We start from the raw sequence: 24,124 nt of genomic DNA on the forward strand, positions 1-24,124 counted from the left end.
GAAGATGTTATAACAATTAATATTAAAAAGGCTTAAACAATCTTGATATCTAAAAAAAATATGCATCAAAATATTGCTGTCATTGGTGCTGGCCAAATCGGTATGTTGGCAGCACTTAATCTTGCTCGTAAAGGGCATTCTGTATCTTTGATTGGTCCACCTGCTAAAAGAGATGAATTACGAACAACTGCTCTTATGATGCCTACAATTCATATGCTGCAAACCCTCAATATTTGGGATACTCTTAAATGTCATGCAGCAGCTTTATCTTCAATTAGAATTATTGATATAACATCTCAGATTATACGAGCCCCTACTGTAAACTTTCACTCCATTGAAATTGGTGAAAAAGCTTTCGGTTATAATATACCTAATTTAAAATTAAATGACGCTTTAACCAATACTATTAAACACACACCAAATATTACAAGGTTTTTTTCTTTAGTAAAAGATTTTAGTCATCAAAAAGATCATATTTGCATTATTCTTGAAGATGAAGAAGTTATTAAAGCACCACTTGTTGTTGCTGCTGATGGACGTTCTTCTCCGACAAGAGCAGCGGCTGGAATTAATATCAAACAATGGAATTACCCACAAATAGCACTTGTTTTTAATTTTTTACATAATTTACCTCATCAAAATATATCAACTGAATTTTATACAAAAGATGGTCTTTTTACGCAAGTTCCTTTACCAGGTAATAAATCTAGTCTTGTATGGATTGGTAGCCTTTCTCGTGCTAAAGAGCTTTTGAATATGGAATTAGAAGAGGTTGCAACAATGATTGAAAATCAAATGCAAGCAATTCTTGGTGAAATAAAAATAGAAACTAAGATTCAAACATGGCCTCTTTTAGGTCTTATTCCTGATCTTTTTGCTGCTAATAGAATAATTTTAGTTGGTGAAGCAGCTCATGTTTTTCCTCCCATTGGTGCACAGGGATTTAATTTAGGGATACGTGATATTCAAACTTTGGTTGATCTCATACCCGATGAAGTATCTACTGCTGCTTTAAAAGAAATTATTGCGAATTATAATCAACATCGTAAATCTGATATATTTATTCGAAGTGGTTTCGTTCATACACTTAGCTATGCCTTACTCTCCAATATGTTACCTGTTCATATTTTACGCAGTGCTGGGCTTGAATTATTACGTAATTGCTCACCATTACGTCATTTATTTATGAGAGAAGGAATGGATTATGGTTATGGCTCTAAAACAATTATGAATATGTTCACAACCAAGTCAATTAATAATTAGATTATTGAGTAATGAAGAAATATATTTTACTCTTCTAAATACAAGTCTAACCATATAAAAATGAAAATCTTTAATTTTTTCTCATTATTAATATAAGCTTTAAGAGCTAGAAAATATTTAAAAAGTTTTTTTCATAAATAAAAACTAATATATAAATGCGCGCGCATTAAAATAAACGCTCATACAATTTGTTAAAACGAAAAAAATCTTACTATTTTCTATAAAATAGTATTGAAAATAAAATATTAGGGAACTCATTAAGAATAAAAGGGTTAAGTTAGATAAATGTGAATATTTGAGGAAATTTTTCCCATCAATGGTACATAAACAATGAAATTAAATAAAAGTTTGAGATTAACTATTCTTTTTATGGTAATTGTTTGTATCTCACCCACTGTTATCGCTTTACCAATAAATATTTACTACGATCCCTGTTATCTAACATCCAAATATATTGTCTTTCAAAAAACAAGCAAAGTAGGAAAAAACTCTTTTACCGCTTCACAAATCAGAAATTATCTTACAAAAAATGGTTTTAGAAATATTAAACGGTTACGTTTAGATGATAAAGGTGTTTGGCGTGCTTTAGCAGAATTTAAAAACTGTTATTTTCTTATATCTATTGATTATTCTGGAACAATAAGCATTCAAAATGAAAGAAAAAAATATGATTAATTTAAAAGCTTATAGTGATATTAATTCAGAAAATTATGGAAGAAGTTTTTTGAAAAGAATTTATTATTATATTAAAGATTTAGCATTGATTGGAGCCCTCAATGGTAGTTTATCAGGAGCAGTTGCAGCAATTCTTGCGAATTATGGCTATATTTCTCTTCCAGGATTTGGTCCAATTATCGCAATAGGTATACGCCTAACACTTCCCGCCGGAATAATAATTGGTGTTACAATAGGATCAGTAATAGGTATCATTATTAGTATTATTTTTAAGTTTTTAAATAATTGTAATACTTTTCAATAATTATTTTTTTTTAAGTTTTGTGATGATAAAAATTTAATTATTTATATTATATATGAATTAATTCTTTTCTTTATATTATCATTTTATTTCATCATTATAGATTTTTATTTTAATAAGTTATCTCATTATATATTACAAACATGTTAATTGATATTTATTAAGGCATTATGCGTTTTTTGTATTTTCTCGTAGCAAATGTTATAAAATATTAACAACTCTCCTCCCCTTTCCTGTTTTCTAATATCCAAATTTACAATTAAGATTCAAAAGTATTATTATATTGATGATGCTTATTCATTTTGATAAAAATATTTAAAACAATTTAATTAAAATGTTTAGAAATAAATTTAGGTCATTGACCTTTTAAAAGAACCTTGTAAAAAGTATATTGCTCTTTGAACAAGGTTGTATTTACTTTGGAGGGGTGGTCGAGTGGTTTAAGGCACCGGTCTTGAAAACCGGCGTGCAGGGAACTGTACCGTGGGTTCGAATCCCACCCCCTCCGCCATAGCACTTTTATCGTGCTATAACATACTGATTTTACATGTGTTTTTTTAAGGTGCAGGATTCTTAAATAAAGGTTAGGGAATAGGATTTCATATTTTCTTCTAAAATCTATTACGAATCAATCTCGTTTTTTGTTCTTTTTATTGACGCCATCTCACCATCACCCCAGATATTTACCAGTGGAACGCTATTTTGTGCTGCGACCAGAATGGCGTTTGCTTCTCGAATCGTTTCGTCTCTGATATAATTGCTGTCTGTCCAGGTCAGGCGGTCACGCTCTAGTGCCGCGACATCATTACGTAATAAATGGCTCCGGACCGGTGTTACAGGCTTCAGCCATCAGCATTGCACAGATGCTGATATTCAGTCCGAGACGCGGGAGCTTTGCTCTGATGAATAGGTAAAGGTACCGGCGAAATGGATTCGGGCATCGATTTCCAGTATAAGTTCAGGAAAATCAACGCGTGGCAACATATCGGCCATTCGCTGCCGCAATACGATCAGTGATGCTGTTTCTTCAATGGCATTCAGAAGACTCAAGATCAGCTCAGTTTTATTGCCATTCTCTGCAAATCTGACTGTCGAGTTTTCCGGTAGTCGGTCCTGCACATCACGATATGTTGAATCCAGTTCTGTTGCGATGAGCCGACAGAGTGACACTAGGTGCTGATGATAATCCCAGAGAGCGGCAGATTATTGGACGCAGAGCTTCCCATTTCTTACTCATTAAAAGTTAAACGTTATTAGCAGATTGAACAAGTGATGTCACATTATTTACAGCATGTTTCAGTACATATTCGGAAATGGTATTGAAGATATTATCACGAATATCAGTATCAGGTAACTTGTCGTCAAGGATCATCCGACATGCTTTTGCCAGTATTTCTGCTGCACGATCCAGATCTTTAAGTGTTCATTGGTGGTTCCGTTTATTTACCTGGATAGCTTCATTGAACAGACCCCAGAGTGTGTTTCAAGTCATTTAAGTGCATCATCCTACACCGTCACCTCCATACAGCAGAAGAATGCAACAAGCGTAACCAGTTTTCTTTTTTCTGGTAAGCACTGAAGCGCTGTTGTTTTAGCCGTTGAGGCATAACGTACCAGGGCAGCAATACGGGTATCCAGACATAACATGCCTTCCCTCTATACCCAAATAGCGGATAGAAAACACCTAGCAATAGAATCAATAAAAAACTTCAAAAAAGTTCGGGATGAAATAGAAAAAACATAATAAAATCAATGGAACCAAAAACCCTAACTTTTAGATAACCTGTTGATTTTATTTAAATATGGTGAGCGCGCAGGGATTCGAACCCTGGACCTACTGATTAAAAGTCAGTTGCTCTACCAGCTGAGCTACGCGCTCCCCAAACAAGTTAACCTTGCTTATGGAAATTGGGCTGAACATACGATTGACTCTTCATTTGGTCAATACTTTATTAAAAAAATATTATTTTCTAATTTTATTTATTAAAATTCTATTTATTTCTTATAAACTTTTTTCATTCTCTTTTAATTTAGAAGATAAATTATAATATTATATTAATTGCTAGGAAAATAGCTTAAATATGTATTATTTATCATATCAAAATATTCTAAAGTAAATTTCATTGTAATTAATTAATAAGGAAAATATTTATCACTAACGGGAAAAAGATTATAAATTTATATTATAAAATTATCATAAAAAAGTTTTAAATAACTTTATAAAAAATTCTAAAGCCTTTAAATATTTAATTTCTTTTTTGGCTAAAATAGCAGAAATAATGAATCAAATGAGATCTTCATTAGAGAATTTGCAGGAATTATTATGGTAGCGCCTCGTATTAGTTTTGTTTCTCTCGGTTGTCCAAAAGCACTTGTAGATTCTGAGCGCATTATTACACGCCTTCGTTCTGAAGGTTACGAAATCTCAAATAAACATAAAGGAGCTGATTTAGTTATTGTTAATACCTGTGGCTTTATTGATTCTGCTCGAAAGGAATCATTAGCCAATATCGATGAAGCTATCAAAAATAATGGAAAAGTTATTGTAACGGGATGCCTTGGTGCTGAGCCTAATATTATTCTTCAAGCACATCCTAATGTATTAGCTATTACTGGACCACAAGATTATGAAAGTGTTATACGAGCAGTTCATACAGTAATACCTCCAGTTCATGATCCTTTTTTAGATTTAGTACCTCTGCAAGGTATTCGTTTAACACCTCGCCATTACGCTTATTTAAAAATTTCTGAAGGATGTTCTAATCGGTGTAGCTTTTGTATTATCCCTACTCTGCGTGGTAATCTCATCTCACGTCCTATAAGCGATGTTCTTCGCGAAGCAGAAAAACTTGTACTAGCAGGTGTAAAAGAGCTTTTGGTGATTTCTCAAGATACTGGCGCGTACGGGATTGATCTTAAATACGCTGAAAGTGTTTGGCAAAATCGCGTTATAAAAACAAAATTTTTAGATCTTTGTCGCGAATTAGGAGAAATGGGGATTTGGGTGAGAATGCACTATGTATATCCTTACCCTCATATTGATGAAGCTATCGAGCTCATGGCTGCAGGAAAAATTCTTCCTTATCTAGATATTCCTTTTCAGCATGCATCACCAAATGTTTTACGTAATATGAAACGTCCTGCTCATGTCGAAAAAATAAGCCGTAGAATTGAAAGATGGCGAGAAATTTGTCCAGATTTAACGTTACGTTCAACATTTATTGTTGGCTTTCCAGGAGAAACTAATGAAGATTTTAATATGCTTCTTGAATGGTTAGAAGAAGCAAAAATTGAACGTGCTGGCTGTTTCAAATATGAATCAGTAAAAGGTGCTGTAGCAAATAATCTTGGATTAGAAAATATTGCAGAAGAAGTGAAAGAAAAGCGTTGGCATCGTTTTATGACAAAACAACAAAAAATTTCCGCACATCTTTTAAAGAAAAAAATTGGAAAAAGACTTCAAGTTCTGATAGATGAAACACAAGGTAAAATCGCTAAAGGCCGTAGTAAATATGATTCTCCAGAAATAGATGGCGTTGTGCATATATCATCTCGAAAACCACTGCGTATAGGTGAGTTTGTTACTGCTAAAATCGAGCAATCAGATTCTTATGATCTTTATGGCAACGTAATTTAAAAATATTAACAATTTAAACTTATTTTATTAGTACTTATAATTATAATAAATTTTTAAAAGAAAAAAGTTTTTTATCAAGCAAATGACTAGGACGAACATTGGTCAAGGCGCGAATCATGGTGTCTTTACGCCCGGGCATTTTTCTTTCAATATCATTAAGCATTTTTTTCATTGCATTGCGCTGTAAACCATCTTGACTCCCACAAAAATTACAAGGAATGATAGGGAATTGCATCGCTTGGGAAAATTTCTCCATATCTTCTTCAGCAGCATAGATAAGAGGACGTAAAACAAAAAGATCTCTCTCGTCATTTATAAGTTTTCCAGGCATAGCTGCTAATCGTCCACCATGGAATAAATTCATGAGGAATGTTTCTAAAACATCATCACGGTGATGCCCAAGCACCAAAGCAGAACATCCCTCTTCACGTGCAATACGATACAAATGTCCACGTCGTAACCGAGAACAAAGTGAACAATATGTTTGTGTTTGTGCTAATTTATCTGTAACAATTGAGTAAGTATCTTGATACTCAATGCGGAATGGAATCTGATAATAATTTAAAAAATCAGGAAGAATATGCTTTGGAAAACCTGGCTGACCTTGATCAAGATTACAAGCTAAAATGTCAACAGGTAGAAGACCTCGCCATTTTAGATCAAGTAAAAGTGCTAGTAAACCATAAGAATCTTTTCCACCTGATAACGCAATAAGCCATTTTTTTCCTGAAGAAAGCATAGCAAAATCATCTAACGCCTGCCGTATATGGCGCAAAAGCCGTTTACGTAATTTATTAAATTGTACAGTTGAAGGTGCAACCCGGAACATCGGATGACAATCATCAGTTTTTTCTTCCGAAGGATCGCTTGTATCCATATTTTTTTTCATTACACAAAATTTGATTAAGGTTTAATTTATAATATCATAACTCTGTATAGTATAATGGCTTAATCCTCCAATGATAAATCATAATGCAGTAGCAGACATAACATAGTCTAAGTCTATGTTAATCAATTTGTACGTTTGAATTATACAAATAAAAAACACTAAAACGCATTGCTATAGAAAATAAGAATAAATCACACTTAGCTTATAGTATTGAAAACATTGCCGCTGCTAATAAATAAAAAATAGCATAACAATTTTTAATATATAGCGAAAATTAAAACAATGATCTCTATATTAAAGCCTAACGAGAGTAAAACTCAACAACCAAATTCGGTTCCATATGAACAGCATACGGAACATCTGCAAAAGCGGGTATACGGGTAAAGGTTGCTTTCATCTTGTTATGATCTACATCAATATATTCAGGTATATCACGCTCAGCTAATTGTATAGATTCCAAAACTAAGACAAGCTGTTTTGATTTTTCACGAACTTCAATCACATCACCTGGTTTACAACGGTATGACTGAATATTTGTACGACGACCATTTACATTAACATGACCATGATTAATAAATTGACGAGAAGCAAAAATGGTAGGCACAAACTTTGCACGATAAACAACAGCATCCAAACGTGACTCTAGAAGACCTATAAGATTTTCACCCGTGTCACCACGGCGACGAGCAGCCTCTTCATAAGTTTTACGAAATTGCTTTTCTGAAATATCACCGTAAAATCCTTTTAGTTTTTGCTTAGCGCGCAATTGAACCCCATAATCAGAAAGTTTTCCTTTACGACGTTGACCATGTTGCCCAGGACCATATTCACGACGATTCACTGGAGATTTTGGACGCCCCCAGATATTTTCTCCCATACGGCGGTCAATTTTATGTTTTGTTGTTTCGCGTTTACTCATCGCATTTCCTTTAAATAAAAAATTAAATCTTAAGGAAACGCACCCTCCTCTGTTTTCAAAAAAGAAAACTGACAGGATAACTCATGCATTAATTGCAAAATCACCCACGGGACACGTTAATTAGTGATTGTTCTCAGAAAAAACACTTTGATTTCTACTTATCTTACAATTTAAAGTCAACTCCCTTCATTACTTTTAAGTGAAATTTTTGCAATAAATTCTCAGTTGCAGGACTTATATTTTGTGATGTAAACAAAGCGAAATCTGTATGTTTCTTCATATTCTTGTTTTGGACATTGATTGGTAATAATGATCTTATATGTTTAGCTATAGCTTTAGCTGGATCGATCCAATCAACGGGCCATAAAGCTTGTTCACGAAATAAGTTAATCAGAAAAGGGTAATGCGTGCAGGCTAATACAATAGTATCAGTTAGTTTACTATTTTTTTCAATAAAACATGGCAAAATTTCATGGCGTAATTCTTCATGATTGACAGGATAACCATGTAAATAATTTTCGGCAAATCCTGCCAGCTTTTCACTTCCGACAAGCTGTACATGACATTGATCAGCAAAAGAATTGATTAATTCATGTGTATATGCACATCTAACTGTGCTAGGAGTTGCTAATACTGAAATAACACCAGATTTTGTTTGTTCAGCTGCTAATTTAATTGCAGGGACAGTTCCTACAAAACGAATATTTGGAAATGCTCGTCGTAAATCTTTTATCATTAATGTAGAAGCTGTATTACACGCAATCACACATAAAGCAGGATTATAAAGTTCTAAAAGATATGTAAAAATCTTTAAAATACGGCGTTTTAAAATCTCTTCTTCCCAAATTCCATAGGGAAATCCTGCATTATCAGCAATATAGATAAATTGGTATTCGGAGACAAAAAGGCGTACTTCTCTTAATATCGTTAATCCACCAATACCACTATCAAAAAAAAGAAGAGATTGTTTACTCATTAGGTATTCACATTTGTTTTAATTTTTTGCGGTCACGCCCTTCGGGGGCTCCACTCCCTCGTGGAAATTTAGGAGAAAAATGATCCAGTGAAGATATAACACCTCGTAGGAGCTGAATTTCAGACTCACTAAAATTTGCGCGTGTAAAAACAGAGCGTATATTGGTAACCATTACTTCTTTACGTTCTTGAGGTCTAAAATATCCACGAACATCCAGAGCATCTTCCAACTGTGACAAAAAACCATGAAGTGTTGCTTTATCAGCTGGTTTGAGCTCTACTGCACGAAAAGCTGTATCATTCGAATCTTCCAAACCTGATTTCATCCATTCGTAAGCTATTAATAAAACAGCTTGAGCTATATTAAGTGATGCGAAAGCAGGATTAACTGGAAAAGTAATGATCTCGTCAGCAAGGCTAATTTCATTATTTTCCAATCCCCACCTTTCTCTTCCAAATAAAATACCTGTCTTATGGCCAATATTCTCATAATAACGCAAAATATTTGCAGCTTCCACGGCACTTTTAACAGTTTTAAAACCGCATCTTTCACGTGCTGTTGTAGCGTAAACATAATTTAAATCTGCAATTGCATCGCATAATGTATCAAATATTAGTGTATCATTAATAATATGATCTGCTTTGCTGGCTGTCGCTCTAGCTTTTTCATTTGGAAATATTTCTCGTGGTTTAACAAGTCGAAGCTTCGATAAACCAAAATTAGCCATTGCTCTCGCTACCATCCCAATATTTTCTGATAATTGTGGCTCAACTAAAACAATAATTGGGCCATTCATTACATTTTGACCTTTTCTATTTGTTCCAGCCATTCACTTCACCAGTTTCCATAAATTATGCCTTCATTATTTTTAAATAAATATTTCATGAAATAACCTTATTGAAGGTAACTATAACTAATTTATTTTTGCAAATGATGCTATTCTATTGATTGAATAATCAATAGAAATAATGAATTTTTAAAGAAAAATAACTAAAATATTTATAACAATAATACCTTAATTACAAAGGCGTTATTTAAACACTAAGATAACATTAGTATAATTCTTCAATTATTATCTGAGTTGAATTAAAAGACCATACACTTTAATAAAGGCTGTATGCTCTTTGTTTCTAAACTTCATCCTGCAAAACTCATTTATCGTTATAAACGCTTCCTTGCTGATGTCAAAAAAAGTGATCAACACATCTTTACGGTTTCTGTTCCTAATACTGGTTCGATGCTTGGATTAACAACTTCTGATTCTAATGTTTGGCTTTCATATAGTGATACCCCAAAACGGAAATACCCATATCGATTAGAAATTGTTGAGGCAGATAATACCTTAGTTGGTATTAATGCAACTTTAGCAAATAAACTTGCTCTGGAAGCAATTCAAAATGGGTTATTGCCTGAATTTAGTGATTATAAAACAATTTTAAGCGAACAATGCTATGGGCAATCACGTATTGATTTTCTCTTACGTAATAATGATTTATCTGAATGTTATTTAGAAGTAAAAAATGTCCATTTCATACGACAAAAAGGTTTAGCAGAATTTCCCGATACCATAACGAAACGTGGTGCACGTCATCTTGAAGAACTCATAAAAATTGTGCAACAAGGAAAACGAGCTGCTATGCTCTATGTAATTCAACGAGAAGATTGTTCAGCTTTTACAGTTTGTCATGACCTTGATCCCATTTATGGATGTAAATTTGATTTAGCATTAAAATCAGGGGTAGAATTTTATGCTATAAAATGTCACGTAAGTGTTGAGGGTATTTTTCCGATTCATCAAGTAAAGATAGAAAATAGAAAAAAAAATGGTTAGTTATGTTGAATATAATAAAGCTCCCTTAAGATTTAATGGACAAATCCGTATTTTCGATGATTACGCTTTTTCTCAAATGCGTAAAATTGGTCGTATTGCCGCAGAATGTCTGGATGCTCTCACCGATATTATTAAGCCTGGTATTACAACACGAGAAATTGATAACTTTGTTTTTGTTTTTGGGGCTGAGCGAGGTGTTTTACCCGCTGATTTGAATTATCACGGATATGAGCATGCATGTTGTACATCCATTAATCATGTTGTTTGCCATGGCATACCAAATGAAAAACCCTTGCAAGAAGGTGATATTGTCAATGTTGACGTCACATTTATTCTTAATGGTTGGCACGGAGATTCGAGTCGTATGTATCCCGTTGGACAAATCAAGCGTGCTGCAGAACGCTTAATACAAGTAACGCATGAAAGCCTTATGAGAGGAATAGCTGTAGTAAAACCTGGAGCAACTACAGGTGATATTGGTGCTGCCATTCAACATTATGCAGAATCTGAACGCTGCTCCGTTGTAAGAGATTTTTGTGGACATGGAATTGGCCAACTTTTTCATGATGCGCCAAATATTTTACATTATGGAAAACCAGGTGAAGGCGTAGAGCTTAAACAAGGCATGATCTTTACTATTGAACCTATGATTAATCTTGGCAAACCAGAAATTAAGGTTTTATCCGATGGTTGGACTGCAGTTACCCGCGACCGTTCTCTGACAGCACAATACGAACATACAATTGGCGTAACAAGTGAGGGATGTGAAATATTCACTGAGTCTCCTAAAAATATTTTTTATACTTTAAATTCAAATAATTAAATAAATATAGAAATACCATGGCAAAAAAGACCTATAAAAATGTAAGCGCCAAAAACAGTCTCTTTGAACTAACATCAAGTGTTCCATCTCATCCAGTATCACAAATGAATAATAAAAAAATTAAGAAAAATTCAAAGATAAATAAACATTATCAAGGACATCGTGAGCGTCTTCGTAAACGCTATTTAAAGACGAAGGGTAATGCAATTGAAGATTATGAATATCTTGAACTATTGCTTTCTCGCACTATCCTTCGAGCCGATATAAAACCGATAGCTAAAAATTTATTAGCGAGTTTTGGTTCATTAGCTGATGTATTAAAAGCTGATATTCATCGTCTTCAAGAAATTGAAGGATGTGGTCCGGCTACTGCTGTTGATCTAAAAATTATTTCAGATGTAGCAGGACGCTTAGCGCGTGCACAATTATATAAACGTGATATTTTTTCTTCATGGGATAAAGTATTAGCTTATTGCAAAGCTGTGATGGCTCATGAAACGCGTGAACAATTCCGTGTGTTATTTCTTGATAAAAGGAACGGTTTGATTTCTGATGAAGTACAACAAACTGGAACTATTGATCATACTCCCGTTTATCCTCGTGAAGTAATTTCTCGAGCTTTGGAATTATCGGCATCAGGATTGATCTTAATTCATAACCATCCTTCAGGTAATGCTTCACCTTCTAAAGCAGATATATCAATGACATATAGATTAAAAGATGCTGCAAATGCATTAGAAATTACTATTCATGATCACATTATTATTGCCCGTAATAATTATACAAGTTTTAAAGAGCTGAAGCTTATATAAAATTCACTTAGAGAGAAATTTCATTTAATCACAATTATGTATTAATTATCTAAGTCGATACTTAATATAGCCATAGAAAAATTGTAAGATACTTCACCGTTATCTTCATCGCGATAAATGACACCTAGAAATTCATCTCCAATATAAACTTCGCAAGAATCATTTTTTTTAGGCCGAGCCTTTATTTGTAAGGACGAATTTTGAAATTTGGTTTTAAAATAACTATCAAGTTTTTTGATCTCATCAACATTCACTGCACTCTCCTCTATTTTGAGATGATCAACTTAATGCATTATTGTATCAATAAGCTGCTTTTATTACCATTTATAAAGATAAAAGATTTAGTCTAAATCCTCAATCAGTAATCCATATATAAGAAAGATTACTTTTTATAAACTTCATTAAATGACCTTTACACAAAATTTGTAATGCTAAAATTTATTCGATAAACACATAGCAGAAAGGCTCTTCCTCCTATGTATAAATAAAAGCTAAGTACTTATTATAATCTTTTAGAACTGGTTATGATAGATTACATATTTTATAAAAATATCACGTATTGTTATTTATTTTTTATAAAGTCTTACGAAAAATTTTTGTTGAGATTTTTACTCATTTCAATATAAAAACTAAAAAAATATAATTTATTCAATAAATTAGTATTATTGATATCCTAAAGTTAAGATTATAAATTCATTTTAAGTCCAGTATCATAAATTTTAATTATTATAACTATTTGTAAATCTCATAATTGTGATTATTGTAATTTTTTTATAAAAGCTCGTATATTGCCTTTTATTAAAAGCGAGCAATTACATTGTGCATTAAAATATAAGACTTTGATAAGGATTCAAAAGAATAAAAATATATATCATTTATATATTTTCTCCTTTTATCAGTCTGTCATTACACATTCGCTGAAATTTCCCGTTTCTTGTGGATTGTGTATTATTTGATAATAAAAATTGTATTAAGTGCATAATATATAAGTAATATATAGTTATAGGGAATGAGATCCATGTATGCTTTTAAATCTGAGTTTTTGCGTATTATAAGCGAACGGGGATTCATCCATCAAATTTCAGATGAAAAAGGCTTAGATGACCTTTTTTTAAAGGAAACTGTAACCGCTTATATTGGGTTTGATCCTACAGCTTCAAGCCTACATGCTGGAAGTCTTCTTCAAATCATGATGCTTCATTGGTTCCAAAAAACCGGTCATCGCCCTATTGTATTGATGGGTGGTGGAACAGGCTTAATTGGTGATCCTTCCTTTAAAGATGAAGCTCGGCGTCTTTTAACACACAATGATATTGCTCAAAATATCATGAGCATTAAAAAAATATTTACGAGCTACTTAACATTCGGTGATAACAAAACTGATGCATGTATTGTGAATAATGCTGAATGGCTATGCAATTTGAGCTATCTAGAGTTTTTGCGCAATGTGGGGAAATATTTTTCAGTTAATCGCATGTTATCATTTGATTCTGTACGACTGAGACTCGAACGGGAACACTCTTTATCATTTCTTGAGTTCAATTATATGATTTTGCAAGCTTATGATTTTGTAGAGCTTAATAAACGCTATGGCTTACGGGTACAAATGGGTGGTTCCGATCAATGGGGTAATATTGTAAATGGTATTGAATTAGGACATCGCTTAGGAACACCGCAATTATACGCATTAACTTCACCATTGCTTACAACTTCTTCTGGGGCGAAAATGGGTAAGTCACTCAATGGTGCTATATGGCTCAATGCAGATATGCTTTCTCCTTATCAATTTTGGCAATATTGGCGTAATACGGAAGATCTTGATGTTACACGATTTTTGAAGCTTTATACTACATTACCAATGACTGAAATTGCCAAACTTTCTGCATTAAAAGGTACTGAAATTAATGAAGCGAAAAAGATTCTTGCAACGGAAATTACAGCAATGCTACATGGCCGTACTCTCGCAAATGAAGCGTTAGAAACAGCACGTAAAACCTTTGAAGAAAAAACATTTGGAGAAAATCTTCCAAGTATTAAAATCAATGCTACAGAGTTAAAAGTAGGCATTGGATTGCTTACTCTCTTAGTACAAGCAGGGCTCGCTAAATCAAATAGTGAAGCACGTCGATATGTTCAAGGTGGTGGTATACGTGTAAATGACCAAATTATTGAAAATGAAACACACCTTATTGTTGAAAAAGATGTCAATGCAGATGAAGTAATTAAGCTGTCTTTTGGTAAGAAAAAACATGTTTTAGTTAAGCCAATATAATTATTTATAACTATTTTAGTTATATGAGATAATTTTCTAGATTGATAAATGAAAAAGTTTATATTTTAAGATGAATATCTCTAATTCATTTTTTGATTATATTAGTACACTATATTATGATAGAGAAATTTTTTTGAGCAATTCATCCTAATGTTCACATCTTATAAAATGGCTTTATGTAACAGATAGAGATAATGTAATGACAAAGTTAATGAAAGGCGATACCGCTCCTAATTTTAATTTGCCGCGTGATGGTGGAGGTCAATTATGCCTTTCCGATTTTAAAGGAAAATCAGTTGTTTTATATTTTTATCCAAAAGATGACACGAGTGGATGCACAAATGAAGCAATTGATTTTACCCGATTGAAAGAGAAGTTTGATGAAATCGGAGTCGCAATTATTGGTATATCTCCAGATAATATTGCTAAACATGATAAATTCAAAGCAAAGCATAAACTTGATATTATCCTTGTTTCAGATGAAGAAAAAACTACACTTGATGCTTATGGTGTTTGGGTTGAAAAAAGCATGTATGGACGTAAATATATGGGTGTTGAACGGAGTACTTTTCTAATTGATTCAGCTGGAAAAATCGCTGAAGAATGGCGTAAAGTTTGTGTATCTGGACATGCTGAAAATGTTTTAGCTGCTGCACGTGCTCTGCGTGTTGTACAATAATGCTACAATTAATTAATATCTTTCAGTTCTTGTTTTTTCCATGAACACGTTGAGCAAGCGCTGCTTCTATGAATGTATCTAGATCACCATTGAGTACAGTTTGTGGATCAGCATTTTCAACTCCTGTACGTAAATCTTTAACAAGCTGATAGGGTTGAAGAACATAAGATCTAATTTGATGTCCCCAGCCAATTTCTGTTTTAAACGCCTCAACCGCGTTAGTTGCTTCCTCTCGTTTTTTTAATTCTTCTTCATAAAGGCGTGCACGTAACATCGACCACGCTGTTGCCTTATTTTTATGTTGAGAACGCTCCGTTTGACATTGAACAACAATACCAGTTTTTATATGCGTAATACGTACTGCGGAATCTGTTGTATTAACATGTTGCCCTCCAGCCCCTGATGCACGATACGTGTCAATACGAACATCTGATTCTGATAGATCAACTTCAATATTTTCATCAACAACCGGGTAAACCCAAATACTTGCAAAGGAAGTATGTCGTCTTGCATTTGAATCATATGGCGAAATACGAACTAAACGATGAACACCTGATTCAGTTTTTAGCAAACCATAAGCATTATACCCTTTTACAAGAATAGTAGCTGATTTTATACCTGCTTCTTCACCATCATGAGTTTCTAATATTTCAACTTTCATTTTGTGTTGTTCAGCCCAACGAGTGTACATACGCAAAAGCATAGAAGCCCAATCTTGGCTTTCTGTTCCCCCTGCTCCAGCATGAACTTCTAAATAAGTATCGTTTGAATCTGCTTCTCCCGAAAGGAGCGTCTCAATTTGTTTCTTGTCTATTTCGCTTTTAAGTTGACGTATTGTATTTTCAGCTTCAGTAATAATTTCCACGTCATTTTCTTCTTCACCCATTGCTATTAGCTCAATACATTCTTCAAGCATTTGTGTGAATAACTGAGTGCTATTCATCGAATCTTCAAGATTTTGACGTTCACGCATCATATCTTGTGCTTTTTGTGCATCATTCCAAAGCGATGGATCTTCTGCTTTTTGATTGAGATACTCAAGACGTTTTAATGACTGATCCCAGTTAAAGATGCCTCCTTAGCAAACTAATCGCCTGCTGAATTTCATTAACTAATGTTTCTATTTCTACTCGCATAATTTAATACCTGAGCCATTATTTTAAATAATAATTTTTTTGAATTTTTATTCTAATAATTTTACAAAGTTATTTATTAAATCTCAATTATGAATAACCTGGAAAATATTATTTATATTTGTTTATCCTATCAGAAGAATTTCTTTTCAATTAATATAATCCACCGCCACCATCTTGAAGAGCTTTATTAACTTGTGGAGAAGTAGTGACTGTTGGAATTCCTTCTTGAAAAAAGTCTGTTCCACCAATCACTTGATATATATCAGCAGGGCCAGTTCCTGGTTTAAATGCTTCTATAATAACATCATTATCTCCTGCTTGAGCAAACATACCTGTTTTGCGATTAATTGGTATTAAAATCATATCTTCTGGTACTTTAAATGGCACATCTGGTTTACCTTGCAAAGCAGCTTGTATAAATTCACTAAAAATTGGTATTCCTAATGAACTTCCTGTTCCGTTATGCCCCAATGAAGCCGGCTGATCATATCCCATGAAAACACCAACAACAAGGTCAGGTGTAAATCCTATGAACCATATATCTTTAGAATTATTGGTTGTACCGGTTTTACCAGCGATATGCCGATTAAGATAACGTAAACGCGCAGCTGTACCACGTTGAACAGCTCCCTCCATCATCGATGTAATTTGATAAGCTGTCATAGAGTCAAGAACTTGATCTCGTTCATCGATTAATGTTGGTTCGCTTTGATTATCCCACGATTGAACATTACAATTTTCACATAGACGATTATCATGACGGTAAATAGTTCTGCCGTAACGATCTTGAATTCGATCTATAAGAGAAGGTTCAATAGAACGTCCACCATTAGCAATAATTGAATAAGCTGTTACCATCCGTAAAAGTGTTGTTTCTCCAGCTCCTAAAGCCATGGGAAGATAAGGTTGCATTTTATCTGTAAGACCAAAACGTTCTGCATATTCAGCAACAAGAGACATGCCCATATCATTGGCAAGCCGGACAGTCATAAGATTACGAGAGTGCTCAATTCCATAACGTAATGTAGAAGGTCCTGCAAATGTACCACCATAATTTTTAGGTCGCCAAATTTGCCCATTAGTTTGACGTATTTCAACGGGACCGTCTAAAATGACTGATGCTGGTGTATATCCATTATCAAGCGCTGCAGAATAAACAAAGGGTTTAAAAGCAGAACCCGTTTGGCGATAAGCTTGCGTTGCTCGATTAAATTGAGATTCAGAAAAAGAAAATCCTCCTACCATTGCAAGAACCCGTCCTGTATGAGGTTCCATAGCAACAATAGCCCCTTCAATTTTAGGAATTTGTTGTAAACGATAAGTATCATTCTTATTTGATACTCTTTCAACAAAAATAACATCTCCAACTTGCAAAACATTTGATAAATTCTGAACAGTTTTCCGATGACCATTTTTGTCAATAATATTCAAAGCCCATTTTGATTCAGCTTCGGATAATGTCGCAATTTCTTTTTTTTGTGATAGTAAACCTGAATTTTGACGCTGTGGTTGTAAACCAATCTCTACTGTATTCATCTCTGCAGAAAGAACAACTGCTAAACGCCACTCAGGTACATCACTTAATCCAGGAATATCTCTGAGCATAATATCCCAATCATCTTTGATATTGATATGTTTATAAGGTCCACGCCATCCTTGCGAATGATCAAATCTAATTAAACCATTTCTCAAAGAACGTTGCGCAATAAGCTGAAAATTTGGATCAAGTGTTGCACGAACTGAAAGCCCACCCTCATAAAGTGTTGTAGCTCCATAAAGATTCATTAAATGACGGCGTATTTCTTCAGTAAAATAATCAGCAGCAAAAACATAGCTATCACGACCACGCATGACTGCTTTCAAAGGCGTTTCTTTAGCTTTCTTACCCCGTTCTGATGTTATATATCCATTTGCAACCATTCTATCTATAACCCAATTTCTCCGATCAACGGCGCGTTGTATATGTTTGAATGGATCATAATTTGCTGGACCTTTAGGAAGAGCAGCCAAATAAGCACATTCTTCTAAAGTAAGCTCACTCACAGGTTTATTGAAATAGGTCAACGAAGCTGCTGCAACACCATAAGTACCTCGACCAAGATAAATTTCATTGAGATAAAGTTCAAGAATATGGTCTTTTGAATAAGTTTTCTCAATACGCATTGCTAAGATGGCTTCTTTTAATTTACGCTCAAGTGTTGCGTCCGAACTTAAAAAGAAGTTTTTAGCAACCTGCTGTGTAATAGTTGAAGCTCCTTCTGGACGTTGGCCAGAACCAATATTCATAATGTTTTTGATTAAAGCTCTAGAGAGCCCTGCAGGATCTAAGCCAAAATGATGATAAAAATTTTTATCTTCAGCTGAAATAAAAGCTTCTTTAAGAATTTTTGGTATTGATTTGATAGGTAAATAAAGGCGATGTTTGGTAGCAAATTCGGCCATAAGACGGCCATTTGCAGCGTGAACACGACTCATCACAGGTGGTTCATATAATGAAAGAACTTCATAATCAGGAAGCCCTTTAGCTTGATTAGGAGTTATTATTACCCACATCATAACTCCACAAAGTCCAATAACTTTAGAAAAACTCAAAAAATATCTAAAAAAAATTATCATTGAAATGGGTATCACTTTCTTTAGAATTTATTAGACAGAATATACTTTATTTATCACTAATGAAATGTTATTTTCACTAATAGTGAGACAAATGTAAGACTATTATTTATTTTTCATATTAAGATAATAATGTTGTTTACTCTATCTCTCCATATATTTAAAGAGACTGTATAGTTTTCTGTCGATCTGCCGCAAATTGGCGAATGGAATTTGCAATAGCAATAACCATTTTTTCTCTCCATTGAGAATCATTTAATAATTTTTCATCCTCTTTATTAGATAAGTAACCTATTTCTATTAAAATAGAAGGAATATCTGAAGCTTTTAAAACTAAAAAATCAGCATATCGATGAGGATTATTTATCAAATTGATTTTACTTTTTAATAAGTTTAAAATAACACGATCAGCGAAATCAATCGAGAACATTTGAGTTTCACGTCGAGTAAGATCAATTAAAATATCTGTAACCTCAGGTATTTCTTCTGCTATTAATCCATCAAGAAAATCTACTTTATTTTCATGATCAGCTAAAGACTTTGCAATTGTATCAGAAGCTTTCTCAGAAAGAGTATATACTGTAGCACCACGAAGAGAACGAATCTTAATACTATCTGCATGAATGGATATAAAAAGATCAGCATTAAAATCTTGTGTTTTTTTGACTCTTTCGCTTAATCTTAAAAATTCGTCAGAATCACGTGTTAAGATAACATGAATATTGGAGTCTTTTTCTAATTCATCTCGTAATGCACGAGCAAAAATAAGTGTTATATTTTTTTCTAAAATTCCAGTAATACCTCGTGCGCCACTATCAACTCCCCCATGACCAGGATCAAGAACAACGCGAAAATGATTTTCTGGATTTATTCGTGTTTTTATACCATGATGAATTTTTTGTTGATTTTTCAGTGCTTCGTTAAAATCTTTTTGTGAACTTTGAGTAATATCAATTAATATTTGCCATAAGCCATTATTTAATTTTTCCACCCTACTATTTTTTATAGAAAAAGTAGTTTTACTCGTAAGAATAATACGTGAAGCCTGCGTATCAGAAAAATCATAATGTATGTCTAATAGCATATCCGATAAAATATTTTTTTTGCTTGGAGATTTATTTTGCGTTGAAAAATCAACTATAGGTAAATTAATCACCAAACGTGTGGGTTTGTTTAAAATCTCTAAATGAAAATTTGGTTTAGCATTAAAAACTGCAATAATACGTGTAGATGAGTTAATATTAACGGTTTGCAAATTAATAAATTTTAATGCATGAGCGGCTTTAATATGAGGCTGAAACATTAAAAAAAATAGTAAATAGCATGCAAAATGCAAAAAAACATTCCCATAACCAATTTTTGGCTTTTTATTAAAAAATCGTCTAATCATAAGTGAAATGCTTTTTTGTATTCGCTATTAATTTTAAAGTATATATTTATATTTTTCAATTTAAGCGTTGAATCTTTTAGCCACAAATGTCAAAAAAATCAAACTCAAGACAGTTATTATCAAGACAGTTATTATATTGTATTATATATTCAGAAGTTACATTATTACTTGCCAAAAGCATAATATCAACATAAAAGAGCATATTAAGATTCTTAGGTAATGTAACCATCTGGTATTAGAAAATTATTGATAATCCATATTAAGTTGTCTTTAAAAAGGTTTATCACATATTATGCGTTTGCGCTTTTTATAAGTAAAAAGTCTTTATTCCTCAATACAGTAGGATTACGTAATTTAAGATTCATTGGTTTGGTTATCCGAACTGTTTTCGAAATTGTTTTGCCGGAGACTTCAAAATATGAGTCATATAAAACAGACAAGAGTAATGACAGTAAATGCTATAATGTGTTTACGTATAGCAGTCTGTTTTGTTATATCGGCCCCCCTTTTTTATGGCAGACAGTCCTTTATTTTTGCAAATAGTTATACTGTTTTTTTTAATAAAGTTACACATGTCGCCTTCAGGATTTTAACTTATGTCAAACAAAATGCTTATCGATGCCTCTCATCCAGAGGAAACACGTGTTGTTGTCGTTCATGGTAATAAAATTGAAGAACTTGACTTTGAGTCAGAACACAAAAAACAACTTAAAGGTAATATTTATTTAGCGCGTATTACGCGTATAGAACCATCACTTCAAGCTGCTTTTATTGAGTATGGTGGTAATCGCCATGGTTTTTTAACCTTCGCAGAAATTCATCCCGACTATTACCAAATTCCTATTGCTGATCGACTTGCTCTCCTTGAAGAGGAGAAAGCCGCTATTAACGAAAATTATGAAGATGCTCCCATTGAGGAAACAACTTCAAATAAAAAATCCTTTAAAAAAAATAAAAGTAATAATGTTATAGCAACGAATATTGAAAATGATGTTATAGCTGATGATGTTGAAGAAATACTTGACTTTTCTAATAATGACATAGAAATGGTTGGAGCAGAAGATGTACTTGAAGAATTACCTGCCTACCCCCGTAAACAGGGGCGTAAATATAAAATTCAAGAAGTCATTAAACGTCGTCAAATTTTATTAGTTCAAGTAATTAAAGAGGAGCGTGGTAATAAAGGCGCAGCACTCACGACTTATTTATCTCTAGCGGGTCGCTATTCTGTTTTAATGCCTAATACAGCTCGAGGTGGCGGTATTTCACGAAAGATTACCAATATACAAGATCGCAAACGTCTTAAAGATATTGTAAAAGAACTAGACGTTCCAAAAGGCATGGGAGTTATTTTACGAACAGCTGGAGCAAATAGAACAAAAGCTGAAATTAAGCGTGATTATGAATACCTCATGCGTCTATGGGATACTATTCGCACATTAACACTTAAATCAACGGCCCCGTGTTTAATTCACGAAGAAAGTAACCTTATAAAGCGTTCTATTCGTGATCTTTATAATAAAAATATTAATGAAATTCTTGTTTCGGGAGATCAAGGATATCGTGAAGCTAAAGATTTTATGCGCATGCTTATACCAAGTCATGCGAAAGTTGTTCAACCTTATCGTAATCCTACTCCTATTTTTACGCATAATGATATCGAAATTCAGCTTGATAAAATGTTGCACCCGCAGGTTAGTTTAAAATCTGGAGGTTATTTGGTTATTAACCAAACAGAAGCGCTTGTCGCTATTGATGTAAATTCTGGTCGTTCTACTAAAGAGCATTCTGTTGAAAAAACAGCATTACAAACTAATCTTGAAGCTGCAGAAGAGGTAGCACGCCAATTGCGGTTGCGTGATCTTGCGGGTTTAATTGTAATTGATTTCATTGATATGCTAGAAAATCGTAATATTAAGCTTGTTGAAAAAAAGTTAAAAGATTGTTTAAAACACGATCGCGCTCGTATTCAGGTTGGTCATATCTCACATTTCGGCCTTATGGAAATGAGTCGTCAACGGATTCGTGTATCCGTTCTAGAAAGCACTACACAACCTTGCCCGCATTGTGCTGGAACTGGAAATATACGCTCTGAATCATCGATCGCTTTACATGTGATGCGTTCGATTGAAGAATATCTTCTCCACAATTCGCAATATAATATTATTGTACGCACTCCTGTAACAATAGCACTCTATGTACTAAATCATAAACGCCATATTCTTGTTAATTTAGAAACACGTTTTGGGCTCAGTATTAACATTGAAGCCGATGATAGTGTTGGAACACAACATTTCACTATTTCTAAAGGCTCAATAGCAAAAGAGGCCCCCCTTTCTTCAACAGTTATTGAGGATAATGATACAAAAGAAACTGAAAATTCTATCTTAATAAAAAGCAAAACCGTTGACAACAACAAACAACGTCAGCATAAAAATCAACAGATGGAATCTAATAATGGTAGTATTTTTCCTGCTACTCATAAAAATGATACTCCCAATGCTGAAGATACTCGTCGCCGCGGGCGTCGTCGTGGACGTCGTGGAGGTCGGTCTAATCAGAGCAATAACTCTCAGTTTCGTATCTCCTATGCAGAGCCTGTTGGAGATTTTGCTAAGAAAGCTTTAGAAGAAATTAAAGCAGAACATCGCCAGCATTATAATGTTCCAGCTGCTGAAACTGTTGGATTTAGTAAAGATAGCTATTATAAAAACGATTTAAGCGGTATACAGAAAAATAAAACTAGAGAGGCCCATACTGCTATTAAATCTAAGAAGCGTAATGTAAAAACTTCAGAAATTTTACAAAATAAACAAGTCCTTACAAATGACAAAAACGTAACAATACCAAAACCAGAACTTGTTGAGGAAAAATTAGTTACCAAGTCTAATCGAAAAACTAAAATAAAAGAAATAAGTGAAATCGCAAATGAAGTGATTTCTACAAATACAAAAAAGTTAGCACTGAAAATACGAAAGAAAATAGCAACTAAGAAATCTGTGCAAACAACTGAAATGACAGAACAAGAACCTGTAATTGAAAAAATTGTTGAACATATTTCTTCTTCAGTTGTAACAACACCCACTGAGCCTGTTGTGACATCATCAGAAGTTGAAACTAATAAAAAAACTGAGCGTGTAGGTTGGTGGAAACGTAAAGGTTTTTTTTCAAAAAATAATTAATTAAAAACCGCTATAAAATATTTTATAGCGGTTTAAACAGATAAATATTAAAAGATAACTTAAAATTTCTTCTTTAGTTCGCTGTTTTTTTTGCTTTTTCTTGTTCAGCTCTCATACGATCTTCAATCTCTTTTTGCTTTGATTGAATAGCTTTCTGCAATTTTACTTGTTCTTCTTGGAAAGCTTTTTCATCCATACCAGGGCCTGTATATGCTGCAGTAAAACCCTTAAGAGAAAATTCTACAGGATTAGCTGCTCCACGCACATTAACAGTAGTTATAACCATTTTTGAACCAGATTTCATAGCAGAAATAAGCTTATCATCTAAAGCATCGTTGGCAATACAGCTGGTTGAATTACAAACAACATAAGGAATTTTTTTAGAGAAATCATTTCCAATTTGAATATGAACGCCTTCTGGTAACAAACGCCCTGTAGGTATTTGAAGGCCTATGCGTCGTTCATTTTGTTTGCCTTTTATTTCAACTAAATTAATAGCTGTTAAAGGCTGACCAGTATCTGCTACAACTGTATTCATCGTATTACAAATATCAACATCATGCTGTTTATTGCAAACTTTATACCATCCTTGGGATAAACTCTGTGCATTTGCTGGAGTATGGATGGTAAGAAAAAAAGCAACAGCTCCAGCTAATACTGAAACAGAAAAGTAAGTATTTTTATGCGACATGATTAAGTTAATCCTTTCAATACGCTTTCAGAACA

The 24,124-nt window shown here is 33.5% G+C and carries 21 protein-coding genes and 2 tRNA genes; 11 read left to right on the plus strand and 12 right to left on the minus strand.

Annotated elements, in window-relative coordinates:
• The first annotated feature begins 42 nt into the window (after window positions 1–42).
• From O99_RS01135 to O99_RS01150, 4 genes are all read left to right on the plus strand, one after another.
• Window positions 43–1,263: a UbiH/UbiF family hydroxylase gene (locus tag O99_RS01135; RefSeq protein WP_154655481.1), complete on the plus strand. Its 1,221-nt coding sequence runs from the start codon at window positions 43–45 to the stop codon at window positions 1,261–1,263.
• A 330-nt stretch (window positions 1,264–1,593) separates the two neighbouring features.
• Window positions 1,594–1,938, plus strand: coding sequence for a hypothetical protein (locus tag O99_RS01140; protein WP_035005797.1), 345 nt, complete (start codon window positions 1,594–1,596; stop codon window positions 1,936–1,938).
• Window positions 1,916–2,242: a tail protein X gene (locus O99_RS01145; RefSeq protein WP_035005799.1), complete on the plus strand. Its 327-nt coding sequence runs from the start codon at window positions 1,916–1,918 to the stop codon at window positions 2,240–2,242. The genes O99_RS01140 and O99_RS01145 overlap by 23 nt, the downstream gene beginning before the upstream one ends.
• Before the next feature lie 418 nt (window positions 2,243–2,660).
• Window positions 2,661–2,750: transfer RNA gene (locus O99_RS01150), tRNA-Ser, on the plus strand.
• A 110-nt stretch (window positions 2,751–2,860) separates the two neighbouring features.
• Here O99_RS01150 and O99_RS07195 read toward each other — a convergent pair.
• The 3 genes from O99_RS07195 to O99_RS01155 all read right to left on the minus strand — a co-directional run bounded on the left by O99_RS07195 (window position 2,861) and on the right by O99_RS01155 (window position 4,118).
• Window positions 2,861–3,085 (minus strand): Tn3 family transposase, encoded by a 225-nt coding sequence (locus tag O99_RS07195; protein WP_078674095.1) that lies wholly within the window; start codon window positions 3,083–3,085, stop codon window positions 2,861–2,863.
• Window positions 3,086–3,482: 397 nt separating this feature from the next.
• Entirely contained in the window at window positions 3,483–3,611 is a 129-nt protein-coding gene (locus O99_RS07170; protein ID WP_256363462.1) for a hypothetical protein, read from the minus strand.
• Between the two features lie 431 nt (window positions 3,612–4,042).
• Window positions 4,043–4,118, minus strand: a tRNA-Lys gene (locus O99_RS01155).
• Window positions 4,119–4,562: 444 nt separating this feature from the next.
• Between O99_RS01155 and rimO the strand changes: the two genes are divergently transcribed.
• Window positions 4,563–5,876 carry a 30S ribosomal protein S12 methylthiotransferase RimO gene (gene rimO, locus O99_RS01160; RefSeq protein ID WP_035005800.1) on the plus strand — a complete coding sequence of 438 codons (1,314 nt, stop codon included), beginning with the start codon at window positions 4,563–4,565 and terminating at the stop codon, window positions 5,874–5,876.
• Between the two features lie 40 nt (window positions 5,877–5,916).
• Here rimO and ttcA read toward each other — a convergent pair whose 3' ends face one another.
• The 4 genes from ttcA to O99_RS01180 all read right to left on the minus strand — a co-directional run bounded on the left by ttcA (window position 5,917) and on the right by O99_RS01180 (window position 9,489).
• Entirely contained in the window at window positions 5,917–6,765 is an 849-nt protein-coding gene (gene ttcA / locus O99_RS01165) for a tRNA 2-thiocytidine(32) synthetase TtcA (RefSeq protein ID WP_035005802.1), read from the minus strand.
• Window positions 6,766–7,066: 301 nt separating this feature from the next.
• A complete protein-coding gene (gene rpsD / locus O99_RS01170; RefSeq protein ID WP_035005804.1) occupies window positions 7,067–7,684 on the minus strand; it encodes a 30S ribosomal protein S4 in 618 nt (205 codons plus the stop codon).
• A gap of 163 nt (window positions 7,685–7,847) precedes the next feature.
• Window positions 7,848–8,660: a glutamate racemase gene (murI, locus tag O99_RS01175; protein WP_035005806.1), complete on the minus strand. Its 813-nt coding sequence runs from the start codon at window positions 8,658–8,660 to the stop codon at window positions 7,848–7,850.
• A gap of 7 nt (window positions 8,661–8,667) precedes the next feature.
• Window positions 8,668–9,489 (minus strand): RNA methyltransferase, encoded by an 822-nt coding sequence (locus O99_RS01180; protein ID WP_035005807.1) that lies wholly within the window; start codon window positions 9,487–9,489, stop codon window positions 8,668–8,670.
• Window positions 9,490–9,777: 288 nt separating this feature from the next.
• Here O99_RS01180 and sfsA point away from each other — a divergent pair, with 288 nt between their 5' ends.
• The 3 genes from sfsA to radC are packed head-to-tail and all read left to right on the plus strand — an operon-like array spanning window position 9,778 to window position 12,126.
• Window positions 9,778–10,491, plus strand: a complete 714-nt coding sequence (sfsA, locus tag O99_RS01185; RefSeq protein WP_035005808.1) for a DNA/RNA nuclease SfsA — start codon at window positions 9,778–9,780, stop codon at window positions 10,489–10,491.
• Complete coding sequence (map, locus tag O99_RS01190) at window positions 10,484–11,314, plus strand: type I methionyl aminopeptidase (protein WP_035005809.1); 831 nt, start codon at window positions 10,484–10,486, stop codon at window positions 11,312–11,314. Before sfsA ends, map begins: the two co-directional genes overlap by 8 nt.
• 17 nt (window positions 11,315–11,331) lie before the next feature.
• Window positions 11,332–12,126, plus strand: a complete 795-nt coding sequence (radC, locus tag O99_RS01195) for a RadC family protein (RefSeq protein ID WP_035005810.1) — start codon at window positions 11,332–11,334, stop codon at window positions 12,124–12,126.
• Window positions 12,127–12,167: 41 nt separating this feature from the next.
• Here radC and O99_RS01200 read toward each other — a convergent pair whose 3' ends face one another.
• Window positions 12,168–12,380 (minus strand): DUF3126 family protein, encoded by a 213-nt coding sequence (locus tag O99_RS01200; RefSeq protein ID WP_035005811.1) that lies wholly within the window; start codon window positions 12,378–12,380, stop codon window positions 12,168–12,170.
• A 764-nt stretch (window positions 12,381–13,144) separates the two neighbouring features.
• Here O99_RS01200 and tyrS point away from each other — a divergent pair.
• Together tyrS and O99_RS01210 are read left to right on the plus strand one after the other, a co-directional pair.
• Complete coding sequence (gene tyrS / locus O99_RS01205; protein WP_035005814.1) at window positions 13,145–14,398, plus strand: tyrosine--tRNA ligase; 1,254 nt, start codon at window positions 13,145–13,147, stop codon at window positions 14,396–14,398.
• 199 nt (window positions 14,399–14,597) lie between these two features.
• Window positions 14,598–15,077: a peroxiredoxin gene (locus tag O99_RS01210; protein ID WP_035005816.1), complete on the plus strand. Its 480-nt coding sequence runs from the start codon at window positions 14,598–14,600 to the stop codon at window positions 15,075–15,077.
• A gap of 22 nt (window positions 15,078–15,099) precedes the next feature.
• On the opposite strand, the gene prfB is transcribed toward O99_RS01210, so the two are convergent.
• From prfB to O99_RS01225, 3 genes are all read right to left on the minus strand, one after another.
• Window positions 15,100–16,213, minus strand: a protein-coding gene (prfB, locus tag O99_RS01215) for a peptide chain release factor 2 (protein ID WP_153574810.1) whose coding sequence is annotated in 2 segments (ribosomal slippage) — window positions 15,100–16,143 and window positions 16,145–16,213 — 1,113 coding nt in all. Because the reading frame shifts where the segments join, the coding sequence is not laid out codon by codon here.
• A 150-nt stretch (window positions 16,214–16,363) separates the two neighbouring features.
• Entirely contained in the window at window positions 16,364–18,829 is a 2,466-nt protein-coding gene (locus tag O99_RS01220) for a penicillin-binding protein 1A (protein WP_035005819.1), read from the minus strand.
• 157 nt (window positions 18,830–18,986) lie between these two features.
• Entirely contained in the window at window positions 18,987–20,216 is a 1,230-nt protein-coding gene (locus O99_RS01225) for an N-acetylmuramoyl-L-alanine amidase family protein (protein WP_035005820.1), read from the minus strand.
• A 596-nt stretch (window positions 20,217–20,812) separates the two neighbouring features.
• On the opposite strand from O99_RS01225, the gene O99_RS01230 reads away from it, so the two are divergent.
• Window positions 20,813–23,398, plus strand: a complete 2,586-nt coding sequence (locus O99_RS01230; protein ID WP_035005822.1) for an Rne/Rng family ribonuclease — start codon at window positions 20,813–20,815, stop codon at window positions 23,396–23,398.
• Between the two features lie 73 nt (window positions 23,399–23,471).
• On the opposite strand, the gene O99_RS01235 is transcribed toward O99_RS01230, so the two are convergent.
• Window positions 23,472–24,089 (minus strand): invasion associated locus B family protein, encoded by a 618-nt coding sequence (locus O99_RS01235; protein ID WP_035005823.1) that lies wholly within the window; start codon window positions 24,087–24,089, stop codon window positions 23,472–23,474.
• Window positions 24,090–24,124 lie beyond the last annotated feature (35 nt).

Source organism: Bartonella rochalimae ATCC BAA-1498, assembly GCF_000706645.1.
Lineage (GTDB): Bacteria > Pseudomonadota > Alphaproteobacteria > Rhizobiales > Rhizobiaceae > Bartonella > Bartonella rochalimae.